This is a genomic window from Paraburkholderia sp. IMGN_8, assembly GCF_038050405.1.
Taxonomy (GTDB): domain Bacteria; phylum Pseudomonadota; class Gammaproteobacteria; order Burkholderiales; family Burkholderiaceae; genus Paraburkholderia.
The window spans coordinates 166,426-178,692 of record NZ_CP150900.1 but is presented as its reverse complement, the minus strand read 5'-3'; the positions used below and the strand labels follow the sequence as shown (position 1 = coordinate 178,692).

Genomic DNA, 12,267 nt, shown 5'->3' with positions numbered 1-12,267 from the left:
TCAGATCACCTCGTATGGCGAATGCGCGGATTCAGCACGCCGTACAACAGATCGACGACGAGGTTCACGACGATCACCAACGTGGCGATCATCAGGATACCGCCCTGCACGACCGGATAGTCGCGCCGGCCGATCGCATCGATCAGCCATTTGCCGATACCCGGCCACGAGAACAGTGTCTCCGTCAGCACAGCACCTGCCAGCAGCGTGCCGACCTGCAAACCGATCACGGTCACCACCGGAATCAGCGCGTTACGCAACGCATGCACGACGATCACGCGCCCGGGCGACAAGCCCTTCGCGCGCGCGGTGCGAATGTAGTCTTCGCGCAGCACTTCGAGCATCGACGAACGTGTCATCCGCGCGACAACCGCCAGCGGAATCGTACCGAGCACGATCGCCGGCAGGATCAGATGGCTCAGTGCGGATTTGAACGCGCCTTCGTCGGTGGACATCATCGCGTCGATCAGCATGAAGCCGGTCACGTGCGGAATGTCGTATTCGACCGCGATGCGGCCCGACACCGGCGTCCAGCCGAGCTTCACCGAGAACATCATGATGAGGATCAGGCCCCACCAGAAGATCGGCATCGAGTAGCCGGTCAGGGCCGCTCCCATCACGCCGTGATCGACCACCGTGCCGCGCCGCAGTGCGGCGAACACGCCCGCGGGCAAGCCGACGATCAGCGCGAACAACATCGCGCACATCGACAGTTCGACGGTGGCGGGAAAGCGTGCGAGGAATTCGCCCATCACGCTGGTGTTGGTGATGATCGAGGTGCCGAGATCGCCGTGAAGAGCGCGGCCGACGTAGTGGATGTATTGCATCGGCAGCGGCTCATCGAGCCCCAGCCGGTGCATCGCGGCAGCATGCATTGCCGGATCGACGCCGCGCTCGCCCATCATCACTTCGATGGGGTCGCCCGGTATCAGGTGAATCAGCGCAAACGCGAGGATGGTAATGCCGATGAAAGTCGGTATCACCATGCCGACGCGGCGCAAAACGAAGCGGAACATGGTTCGTCCCTATGGTCTTGATGAAAAAAAAACGCAACCGGCGACGAGGGCTCGTGACCCCGGTCGCCGGACCATTTCGACCAGTTTTCTAACCGTGCGAAAAGCGTACTGCGTGAGCTTTACGAATTACTTGACGCTAACACCGTCGAAGCGCGCGTAGCCGAGCGGCTCGATACGCATGTCGACCACCTTCTTGCTGACCGGCTGGTACACCGTCGAGTGAGCGATCGACGAGAACGGCAGCTGTTGCGCGAAGATCTGCTGAGCTTGCATGTAAGCCGTCGTGCGCGCGCCCTGATCGGACGACACTCGACCCTTCTGGATCAGATCGTCGAACGGTTTGTAGCACCACTTCGAGAAGTTGTTGCCATTCACCGCTTCGCAGCCGAGCAGCGTGCCGAGCCAGTTGTCCGGATCGCCGTTGTCGCCGGTCCAGCCGATCAGCATCGTGTCGTGTTCGCCTGCATGCGCGCGCTTGATGTACTCGCCCCATTCATACGTGACGATCTTCGCCTTCACGCCGATCTTGGCCCAGTCGGCCTGGATCATTTCCGCCATCAGACGGGCGTTCGGGTTGTACGCGCGTTGCACCGGCATCGCCCACAGCGTGATGTCGAAACCGTTCGGATAGCCGGCCTTCGCCAGCAGCGCCTTGGCCTTGTCCGTGTCGAAGGATGCGCTCTTCAGGTTCTTGTCGTACGACCATTGCGTCGGCGGCATCGGATTCGTCGCGGCCTGGCCTGCGCCCTGATACACCGACTCGATGATCGCCTTCTTGTTGATCGCCATGTCGAGCGCCTGACGCACTTCGACCTTGTCGACCGGCTTGTGTGCCACGTTGTACGCGAGGTAGCCGAGGTTGAAGCCCGGCTGCGACGGCATCTCAATGTTCGCTTCAGCCTTCAGCGGCGCGACGTCGGCCGGACGCGGATAGCTCATCACCTGGCATTCGTCGCGCTTGATCTTCTGCACGCGCACGCCGGCGTCCGGCGTGATCGAGAAGATCAGCTTCGAGATCTTCACCGCGTTCGGCTTCCAGTAATCCGGGTTGCCGTCGAAGCGGATCGTCGCGTCCTTCGTATAGCTGCGGAAAATGAACGGGCCGGTGCCGACCGGGAACTGGTTGATGTCGGCTGCCTTGCCTGCCTTCAGCAACTGGTCCGCGTATTCACCCGACAGGATCGACGCGTATTCCATCGCCAGATTCTGGATGAACGGCGCGTTGACTTCCTTCAGCGTGAACTTGACCGTGTACGGATCGACCTTGTCGACGCTGGTGATCAGCTTGTCGAGGCCCATGTCGGTGAAGTACGGGAACTGCACCGGGTAGGCCTTACGGAACGGCTGGTTCGTATCCAGCATGCGCTGGAACGTGAACACGACGTCGTCCGCATCGAATTCGCGGGTCGGCTTGAAGAACGAGGTAGTCTGGAATTTCACGCCATGACGCAGATGGAACGTGTAGGTCTTGCCGTCCGGCGAGACGTCCCACTTTTCTGCGAGGCCCGGTTCGACTTTCGTGCCGCCGCGTTCGAATTCGACGAGGCGGTTATAGACGGTGAACGTGTTGGCCGTGAAGTCGACACCCGTCGTGTATTGGGCTGGATCGAAACCCGCGGGACTGCCTTCTGAGCAGTAGACGAGTGTTTTGTTCGGAATCTCGGCATGCGCGCTCGTAGCGCCCAGCATCGATGCCGCTGCAGCTGCGACGAGCGTCGTAACACGCGCGGCGCGCAACAGGTTGTTTTGCTTCATGTTTCCTCCAGGTTCGGGGCCGGCTCCCGCCGGCGTAGCGCGATATTACTTGAGCTTGGCTCGCACCAACAAGCGGAGGAAAATACTCCTGTTGACGATCGGAAACCATTCAGGCATAGGCAAAGCCGCACGCCGGCGCTGGCCGGAGCGTGCGGCTTTAGAGGTAGGGCTCGGCAAAAAGCGGCCGGTTTGCCGTTATTTCAGTCCGACATTCATGAATTGCGTCGGGCCGAACGGGTCGATCTTGAAGCCCGTGACGCTCTTGCTGATGGGTTGATACACCGTGGAGTGGGCGATCGGCGTGAACGGGACCTGGTCTTTGAAGATTTCCTGGGCTTCCGTATAAGCCTTGGTGCGTTCGGCAAGATCGGTCGTGCTGCGGCCTTTGCGGATCAAATCGTCGTAAGGCTTGTAGCACCATTTGGAAAAATTACTGCCGTTCACTGCATCGCAGCCAAGCAATACGCCCAACCAGTTATCCGGGTCGCCATAATCGCCGGTCCAGCCGATAAGCATTGCCTCATGCTCGCCCGAATGGCCACGGCGAATATATTCACCCCATTCGTAGGTGGCGATCTTCACCTTGACGCCGATCTTCGCCCAATCGGCTTGCAGCATTTCCGCCATCAGACGCGCGTTCGGGTTATAAGGCCGTTGAACCGGCATGGCCCACAGCGTTAAATCGAAGCCGTCGGGATAGCCCGCCTGCTTGAGCAGCGCTTTCGCTTTGTCGACATCATACGGGGCGTCCTTCAGATTCTTGTCGTAGCCCCATTGCGTCGGCGGCATGGGATTGGTCGCCGCCTGGCCGGCGCCCTGATACACCGAGTCGATAATCGCCTTCTTATTGATCGACATATCGAGCGCGCGGCGCACCATCACATTGTCGAGCGGCTTCCTGGTGTTGTTGTAGGCGATATAGCCGAGATTGAAACCGACCTGACTCGGCATGGCGAGCGATGCGTCGGCTTTGACTGCGGGAATATCGGCAGGACGCGGATACGCCATGACCTGGCACTCGCCGCGTTTCAATTTTTGCAGCCGCACTGCAGGGTCGACGGTAATCGCGAATATCAGCTTGCTCACTTTAACGACACCCGGTTTCCAGTAATCGGGATTGCCGTCGAAACGAATCGTGTCGTCCTTCGTATAGCTGCGGAAAATAAACGGGCCGGTACCGACCGGAAATTGGTTGATATCGGACGCTTTACCCGCTTTCAGTAACTGATCGCCGTATTCGGCCGACAAAACCGACGCGAACGGCATCGCGATCTGCTGTAAAAACGGCGCGTCGACTTCCTTCAGCGTGAAACGCACCGTATAGGGATCGAGCTTCTCGATCTTCGAAATATTCTTCGCGAGGCCAAGGTCGTTGAAATACGGAAACGGCACCGGGTATGCCTTGCGGAACGGCTGCTCCGGATCGAGCATCCGCTGATAGGTGAAGACGACGTCGTCCGCGTTGAACTCGCGCGTCGGCTTGAAGAACGAGGTGGTCTGAAACTTCACGCCATGGCGCAGATAAAAGGTGTATTGCAGACCGTCCTGCGACACATCCCATTTCTCAGCGAGGCCCGGTTCGATATCGGTGCTGCCGTGCGCAAACTCCACGAGCCGGTTATAGACCGTGTACGAGCCGGCGCTGAATTCGACGCTGGTGGTGTACTGCGCGGTGTCGAAACCCGCAGGACTGCCTTCGGAGCAGAATACGAGGGTTTTGTCGGGCAGGGAGGCCGCCTGGACCGCGGCGGGCAAAAGGCCGGCAGCCAGAACGGCACATGCGCTCAAGGCTGGAAGGCAGGCATGGCGAACTGCAAACAGCAATCGGGATACTGTCATCTCGTTCTCCGCACAGCAGCCAGGTCAGCTGCACTTCGATCATAGACAGCACAAAAATCGGGTTCAATGCGGGCTTACACGCCGCAAGAAAACCCGTAACGGGCATACTTGCTGCGGTGCAGCAGCGGTTTTCTGTGCAAAAAAAACGCGCGGCTGGTTAAGCCGCGCGGTTTCCATACAACACATTGGAAGCGTTAAACGCCCAGCCGCTCGCAGATCGCCTTGGTCGCCGCAGCGCCGTTCAGCGTGTAGAAATGCAGGCCCGGCACTTTCGCTTCGATCAGGCGTCCGCACAGGTCGGTCACCACATCCAGCCCGAACGCGCGAATCGACTCGCGATCGTCACCGAAGCTCTCCAGACGGCGCGCCACCCAGCGCGGCACTTCCGCCCCGCACATCTCCGAGAAACGCATCAGCTGCGAAAAGTTCGTGATCGGCATGATGCCCGGCACGATCGGCACGTCGACGCCGAGCTTCTTTGCGTCCTCGACGAAACGGAAATACGCGTCCCCGTTGAAGAAATACTGCGTGATCGCCGAATTGGCGCCGGCCTTCACCTTGCGGGCGAAGTTTTCCAGATCCTGACGCGGCGAGCGCGACTGCGGGTGGTACTCCGGATAGCCGGCCACCTCGATCCAGAACCAGTCGCCAAACTCGGCACGGATAAAGCTCACTAGTTCCGACGCGTAGCGCAGTTCGCCGACTTCGCCCATGCCGGACGGCAGATCGCCGCGCAGCGCGACGATATGGCGGATGCCATGCGCACGGTACTCGTTGAGAATCGCGCGCAGGCTCTCTTTCGACGAGCCGATGCACGACAGGTGCGGCGCTGCCTCGAGCCCTTCCTTCACCATCTCGACGACGGTATCGAGCGTGCCCTGTTGCGTCGAGCCGCCCGCACCGAAGGTGACGGATACGAACTTGGGTTTGAGCGCCACGAGCTGCGCACGCGTGGCGCGCAGCTTGTCGACACCTTCCTGCGTCTTCGGCGGGAAGAATTCGAATGAAAGTTCGATCGGGTTCATGGTTCAGTAGATCAACCGATACTGCGGTTGCCGAAAATAAGCGCGGACAGCAGCCACGAAACGATGCTGTACAGAATCGAGCCGAAGAACGCCGACCAGAAACCCGACACTTCGAAGCCCTTCAGGAGCGACGCGCACAGCCAGAAGCACAGCGCATTGACCACCAGAATGAAGAGTCCGAGCGTGACGATCGTCACGGGCAGCGTCAACAGGATCAGCACCGGTCGCAAGATCGTATTGATCAACCCGAGCACCACCGCGACGATCAATGCGGTGCCGAAACTGCGGATATGAATCGACGGTACGAGGTAGGTGATGATCAGGAGCGCAAGCGCGTTGATCAGCCATGTCAGCAGCACGGTCATGTAGAGCTCCTTGTAAGCATGATGTCCGTTGAACGAAAGAGGCGTCCATGCTGAACCAGGCGGCGCCTTGTGCGCCGCCCTGGCTCATGCTGTCAGACCGCCCGCGTGCTTAATAGCGGTAGTGGTTCGGCTTGAACGGACCGTTCTTGTCGACGCCGATGTAGCCGGCCTGCGCGTCGGACAACACCGTCAGATTCGCGCCGATGCGCGCCAGATGCAGGCGTGCGACCTTCTCGTCGAGATGCTTCGGCAGCACGTACACCTTGTTCTCGTACTTGTTGCCTTGCGTGAACAGTTCGATCTGCGCGAGCGTCTGGTTGGTGAACGAGTTCGACATCACGAACGACGGGTGGCCCGTCGCGCAACCCAGGTTCACGAGACGCCCTTCAGCCAGCAGGATCACGCGCTTGCCGTCCGGGAAAATGATGTGGTCGACTTGCGGCTTGATGTTGTCCCACTGGTACTGACGGGTCGACGCGACGTCGATTTCCGAGTCGAAGTGACCGATGTTGCAGACGATCGCGTTGTGGCGCATCGCCTTCATGTGATCGTGGCCGATCACATGGTAGTTGCCGGTCGCCGTCACGAAGATGTCGGCCTTGTCGGCCGCGTATTCCATCGTCACGACGCGGTAGCCTTCCATTGCCGCTTGCAGTGCGCAGATCGGATCGATTTCCGTAACCCATACCGTCGCGCCCAGACCGCGCAGCGATTGCGCGCAGCCCTTGCCCACGTCGCCGTAACCTGCGACCACCGCGATCTTGCCCGCGATCATCACGTCGGTCGCGCGCTTGATACCGTCGACCAGCGACTCACGGCAGCCATACAGGTTGTCGAACTTCGACTTGGTGACCGAGTCGTTGACGTTGATCGCCGGGAACGGCAGACGGCCTTCCTTTTCCATCTGATACAGACGGTGCACGCCAGTCGTGGTTTCTTCGGTCACGCCCTTGATGTGAGCGAGGCGCGTCGAGTACCAGACCGGATCCGCGTCCAGATGACGGGCGATCGACTTATACAGTGCGACCTCTTCTTCATTGGTCGGCTTCGAGATCACCGAGCGGTCTTTCTCGGCCTTCGAGCCGAGGATCAGCAGCAACGTGGCGTCGCCGCCGTCGTCGAGGATCATGTTGGCGAATTCGCCGTTCGGCCATTCGAAAATGCGGTGCGAGAATTCCCAGTATTCGTCGAGCGATTCGCCCTTGAAAGCGAACACCGGCGTGCCGGCCTTGGCGATCGCCGCGGCAGCATGGTCTTGCGTCGAGAAGATGTTGCACGAGGCCCAGCGGACGTCGGCGCCGAGCGCGGTCAGCGTCTCGATCAGCACGCCGGTCTGGATCGTCATGTGCAGGGAACCTGCGATGCGCGCACCCTTCAGCGGCTGCTGCGCCTTGTACTCTTCGCGCGTTTGCACGAGGCCGGGCATTTCCGTCTCGGCGATGTTGAGTTCCTTGCGGCCCCAGTCGGCAAGCGACATGTCGGCAACGATGAAATCCTGGGAAGCCTGGGAATCGATAACTGCGGCGTTCATCACGCCCTCCTTTCTAAGAAATTGACTAGAAATTTGACGTGAGCGCGGTTCGATGCGGTGGATCGGAAAGCGCAAAGCGCACCCGAGCCCGCCGATTGAAGCCTTCGAGCCTGGCGGGCGGCCGGCGAATATGCTGATTCGCGGTACCCGTCGCAACGCTCCTCGAAGACGAACGGCGATTGTAGCAAATCGAGATGGCTTCGGGTTGCGGATCGGGTTTGCGGCGCTATCCAGCCGCGCTAGCCGAGACAGCCGGTGCGGCCGCCTCGGCCGTGACGCTTGCCGTACGTAATTGCGCGATGCCCCGCGCCCGCCGACTGCTCGTTTCAGATCGGCAACAGCCCTAGCATTGGCGCAAGCAGCACCATCACCACGCCGGCGATCATCATCGTCAAACTGGCGACCACGCCTTCCTCGCTGCCAAGTTCACGCGCCTTCGCGGTGCCCACGCCGTGCGCCGCCGCGCCGAACAATGCGCCGCGCGCGAGCCGCGTGCGCAGCGGCACGAGCCCCAGCACCAGTTCGCCGAACAGCATCCCGCAGACGCCCGTCGCGATCACGAACAGCGCGGTCAGATCCTTCGGCGCGTGAATCTTGTCGGAGACGGCAAGCGCGAACGGCGTCGACACCGAGCGGGTCATCAGACTGCGTTGCAATTCCGGCGATAGATGCAGCAGCTTCGCCAGCATCAGCGAGCCGCCGACCGCCACCACAATGCCCACCGTCACACCGACCGTCAGCGAAATCCAGTGCCGTTTGAGCAACTCGCGGTATTCATAAATAGGCACGGCGAAGGCGACCGTGGCAGGCCCGAGCAGCCACATCAGCCAGCGCGTATCCTGAAAATAGACGGGATACGGAATATGCGCGAGCACGACAATCGCCGCGAGCACCGCCGGCACGGCGACCAGCGGCGTCAGCCACGGCGACTTGAAGCGCGCGTACAGCGTCTTGGACGCGAAATACAGCGCCACCGTCAGCACGAAACAGCCCGCCGCGATCAGACGCGAGGCATCATCGGCAAACAGGGACGAGTAGAGCGCGTTCATGGGCGGGCCTCAGACTGGAATAGAGGTGGAAGACAGGTTGAGGAAAAATCAGGCACGCGCCGCATGCCGCGCGACCATCACGCGGCGCAGCGCCAGCCGGCGCTCGAGCCGTGCGGCCTGTTCGACCGCAATGGCGACCGCGAGCATCACCATCAACGTGCCGGCGACCACCACCAGCGCGAGACGCCAGCCGTCCTCGCGAAACAGCCCGCCGTATTGCACCGCGGCAACCGCGGCCGGAATGAAGAACAGCAGCATGTCCGACAACAGCCAGTCGGCGCCGGCCTTGATCCAGCGCGGCGCGACACCGCCGCAAAACAGCAGCGCGAGCAACGCGACCAGGCCGACCACACCGCCGGGCACCGGCAAACGAAGCTGACGCACGACGAAATCGGCGACCAACCAGAGACCGGCGAGCGCGGCGCTCTGCACGGCGATCCGCGCAACGCGCATCGCGCCGCTTGCGCGACCGGCGTTGGCGAATCGGGAGAGAAGTTGCGTCGTCATGGCAATCCCTAGGTGACTTTTGATGGCAGTCAGTATAGGTTGCAACGCAACATAAATATAATGACTTACTACCATTAAAATCATTCCAATTTGGAATTTCGGAGCCCGAGATCGTGGAACTACGCGCGCTGCGCTATTTCGTCGAAGTGGTGCGTCAACAGAGCTTCACCGTCGCCGCCGAGCAGATGTTCGTCACGCAGCCGACCATCAGCAAAATGGTCAAGTCGCTGGAAGACGAAATCGGCTCGCCGCTACTGCTGCGCGACGGGCGCCAGATGGTGCTGACCGACGCCGGCCGGATCGTCTATCAGCGCGGCCAGGACGTATTGGCCGCGCATGCGCAGTTGCAGGCCGAGCTGAACGATCTCGACACACTCGGCCGCGGCGAGCTGACGATCGGCATTCCGCCGATGGGCGGTTCGCTCTTCACGCCCGCGATCGCCGCATTCCGCCAGCGCTACCCGAAAATCGAACTGAAGCTGTTCGAGCAGGGTTCGCGCGCGATCGAAGCGGCGCTGATCAACGGCGAACTGGAATTGGGCGGCGTACTGCAACCGGTCGACCCCGAGAATATCGACGTGCTGCCGATGACGCGGCAATTGCTCTGGCTGGTCGCGCGCACCGGCTCGCGCTGGGACGACCTACACGAGGTGCCGCTCGGCCAGTTGGCAAGCGAGCCGTTCGTGTTCTATGGCGAAAGCCTTGCGCTCAATGATGTCGTTCTGAACGCGTGCCGCACGGCCGGCTTTGCGCCGACCATTGTCGGGCGCAGCGGGCATTGGGATTTCATGGCGGCGCTGGTGCTGGCCGGGGTCGGCATTGCGTTGCTGCCGGCGCCATATTGCCGACGGCTCGACGCGGCGCAGTTCACCTGCCGGCCGGTCGTCGAACCGGAAATTCCGTGGGAAATGGCGATCGGCTGGCGTCGCAATGGCTATCTGTCGCATGCGGCACGCGCGTGGCTCGAGGTTGCGCGCGAGGCGCTGCCGGGCCAGGCCGGCGACGATTTCATGCTGGGGCCGGGCATCGGCATGACCGGTATCACCGCGCCGCTTTCCAAATGAAAACATGCCGCCCGGCGCGAACCGGGCGGCATGTCGATTAGCGGAATTGCTGCGTCGTCCTTGCCTATGCAGGGCACGGACGACACGCCGCTCAGGCCGCATTCGCCGCCAGGCCCGCAAGACCTGCCGGCGCCGCCGGCTGCGCCGTGTCCGCGCCGCGCCGCGCCGCCACGATCAGTTCCGCCGCGCGCTCACCGATCATCACGGTCGGCGAATTGGTGTTGCCGCCGATCAGCGTCGGCATCACCGATGCATCGACGATCCGCAGCCCCGTCACGCCTCGCACTCGCAGTTGCGGATCGACCACCGATTGCGCGTCGCCGCCCATCCGGCAGGTGGCTACCGGGTGATAGATCGTATCGGCATGCTCGGCGATGGTCCGGCGCAGTTCCGCCTCCGTCTGACCGGGATGCGTGTACAACTCCTTGCCGCCGTGCAGCGCAAGCGACGGCGCGTCGAGAATGCGCCGTGCCATCTGCGCGCCTTCCACCAGCAGATCCAGATCGCGCGAATCGCTGAAAAAACGCGGATCGATCACCGGCGCCGCGCGTGCGTCGGCGCTCGCCAGCGTCACGGTGCCGCGGCTATGCGGCCGTAACACGCACACGTGCAGCGAATAGCCGTGACCCCAGTGCATGTGGCGGTTGTGATCGTCGACCAGCGCCGCGCAGAAATGCAGTTGCAGATCCGGCCGCTCGAGCGTCGGCCGGCTCTTCAGAAAACCGCCCGCTTCCGCGACGTTGCTCGACAGCATGCCGCGCCCGTGCCGCATGAAGGTGACGAACTGCGGCAGCATCCGCGCCATGCCGCGCACCGAAAAGCCGGTCGGTTCGATCGACGACACCCGTTTGTTGATCGTGAAGTCGACGTGGTCGATCAGATTCTGGCCAACCTCGGGCGCATCGTGCAGCACCGGAATGCCGAGCGATTGCAGATGCGCGGCCGGCCCGATCCCCGAGCACATCAGCAGTTGCGGTGAATTGAACGCGCCCGCTGCCATCACCACTTCGGCGCGCGCTTCAAGCTGTTCGGTGCGCCCCCCGCGCACGATCTCGACCCCGCTCGCGCGCTTGCCGTCGAAGGTCACGCGCAGCACGGTCGCATCCGCGATGGCGTGCAGATTCGGCCGCCGGCGGTCGTAGATATAGGCGCGCGCGACGCTGCAACGGCGTCCGTCGCGCTGCGTCACCTGATAGAAACCGACGCCCTCCTGCTCCGCGCCGTTGAAGTCGCTGTTCGGCCGGTAGCCGGCTTCGATCGCGGCCTGCACGAAGCGCTTCGAAAACGGATTGCGATAGCGCAGATCGGACACCGTCAGAGGACCGTCCGCGCCGTGCCACGCGTCGGCGCCGCGCTCGTTGCCCTCGGCACGGCGGAAATACGGCAGCACGTCGGCCCACGACCAGCCGTCGCAGCCGAGTTGCGCCCATTCGTCGTAATCGAGCGGATGGCCGCGCGTGTAGATCATCGCGTTGATCGCGCTCGAGCCGCCGAAACCGCGGCCGCGCGGCTGATAACCCTGGCGTCCGCCGAGCCCGGGCTGCGGTGTGGTCAGATAGCCGTAGTTGGTCTTGAGTTTGTGCGGCACGATGGCCGCCACGCCGACCGGCATATTGACGAGCAGATTGCGGTCCGTGTGCGGGCCGGCTTCGATCAGCGCGATCGTCGCGTCTGGGCAGCTATCCGCGAGGCGGCTCGCAAGCGAGCAGCCGCCCGAGCCTGCACCGACGATGATGTAGTCGTATTGCATCCGCTCCTCCTGATGTGCCGCGTTGCTTGCGTACCCTGTCTCTGTCGACCGGAGTTAGCGCTTTAGCGCTTACTCCGGTCCCATGCAAAGCACTTACTCCGGTCCCATGCAAGCGATTGCGGCACACTTGTCTACGTGTGTTTTATCGGCATTGTAGGGAGCGTTGCGCCGCCACGGCGCGCTCCGGTCAGAGCGATCCCTCTAAACGAAAGAGGCGCCGCGCCCCTATGATGAAAGACGCGCCTGCGCCCGCCGAGGCGGTGGACGCGGCATTCAAACACGGCGCCGCGCGCGCCTTCCCGTCAGCGTGCGGCACGGCACGCGGCGATAAAACAGCACACCGTCGATCAGCGCCGGAGCGCATCC

10 protein-coding genes and 1 riboswitch are annotated in these 12,267 nt (G+C 62.1%); of the genes, 1 reads left to right on the top strand and 9 read right to left on the bottom strand.

Translation table 11 applies throughout. The annotated features are described in order from the left end of the window. Nucleotides 1-5: 5 nt before the first annotated feature. The 8 genes from WN982_RS00825 to WN982_RS00790 form a co-directional block, all read right to left on the bottom strand. Entirely contained in the window at nucleotides 6-1,016 is a 1,011-nt protein-coding gene (locus WN982_RS00825) for an ABC transporter permease subunit (RefSeq protein ID WP_341313982.1), read from the bottom strand. A gap of 126 nt (nucleotides 1,017-1,142) precedes the next feature. Next, nucleotides 1,143-2,771: an ABC transporter substrate-binding protein gene (locus WN982_RS00820; RefSeq protein WP_341313981.1), complete on the bottom strand. Its 1,629-nt coding sequence runs from the start codon at nucleotides 2,769-2,771 to the stop codon at nucleotides 1,143-1,145. A 195-nt stretch (nucleotides 2,772-2,966) separates the two neighbouring features. Beyond that, the gene (locus WN982_RS00815) at nucleotides 2,967-4,610 is read right to left on the bottom strand and encodes an ABC transporter substrate-binding protein (RefSeq protein WP_341313980.1); all 1,644 of its coding nucleotides are present in this window, start codon (nucleotides 4,608-4,610) and stop codon (nucleotides 2,967-2,969) included. A gap of 194 nt (nucleotides 4,611-4,804) precedes the next feature. Next, a complete protein-coding gene (gene metF / locus WN982_RS00810; protein ID WP_341313979.1) occupies nucleotides 4,805-5,635 on the bottom strand; it encodes a methylenetetrahydrofolate reductase [NAD(P)H] in 831 nt (276 codons plus the stop codon). A gap of 11 nt (nucleotides 5,636-5,646) precedes the next feature. Further along, the gene (locus WN982_RS00805; protein WP_028198543.1) at nucleotides 5,647-6,000 is read right to left on the bottom strand and encodes a phage holin family protein; all 354 of its coding nucleotides are present in this window, start codon (nucleotides 5,998-6,000) and stop codon (nucleotides 5,647-5,649) included. Between the two features lie 109 nt (nucleotides 6,001-6,109). After that, complete coding sequence (gene ahcY, locus WN982_RS00800; RefSeq protein WP_341313978.1) at nucleotides 6,110-7,531, bottom strand: adenosylhomocysteinase; 1,422 nt, start codon at nucleotides 7,529-7,531, stop codon at nucleotides 6,110-6,112. 33 nt (nucleotides 7,532-7,564) lie between these two features. Next, nucleotides 7,565-7,701: riboswitch (S-adenosyl-L-homocysteine riboswitch) on the bottom strand. A 156-nt stretch (nucleotides 7,702-7,857) separates the two neighbouring features. Beyond that, complete coding sequence (locus tag WN982_RS00795) at nucleotides 7,858-8,580, bottom strand: LrgB family protein (protein WP_341313977.1); 723 nt, start codon at nucleotides 8,578-8,580, stop codon at nucleotides 7,858-7,860. A gap of 48 nt (nucleotides 8,581-8,628) precedes the next feature. Continuing rightward, nucleotides 8,629-9,087, bottom strand: a complete 459-nt coding sequence (locus WN982_RS00790; RefSeq protein ID WP_341313976.1) for a CidA/LrgA family protein — start codon at nucleotides 9,085-9,087, stop codon at nucleotides 8,629-8,631. 113 nt (nucleotides 9,088-9,200) lie between these two features. Here WN982_RS00790 and WN982_RS00785 point away from each other — a divergent pair, with 113 nt between their 5' ends. Beyond that, the gene (locus tag WN982_RS00785; protein ID WP_341313975.1) at nucleotides 9,201-10,151 is read left to right on the top strand and encodes a LysR substrate-binding domain-containing protein; all 951 of its coding nucleotides are present in this window, start codon (nucleotides 9,201-9,203) and stop codon (nucleotides 10,149-10,151) included. 91 nt (nucleotides 10,152-10,242) lie between these two features. Here the strand turns inward: WN982_RS00785 and WN982_RS00780 are convergent, their stop codons facing one another. Further along, a complete protein-coding gene (locus WN982_RS00780) occupies nucleotides 10,243-11,901 on the bottom strand; it encodes a GMC family oxidoreductase N-terminal domain-containing protein (protein WP_341313974.1) in 1,659 nt (552 codons plus the stop codon). Nucleotides 11,902-12,267 lie beyond the last annotated feature (366 nt).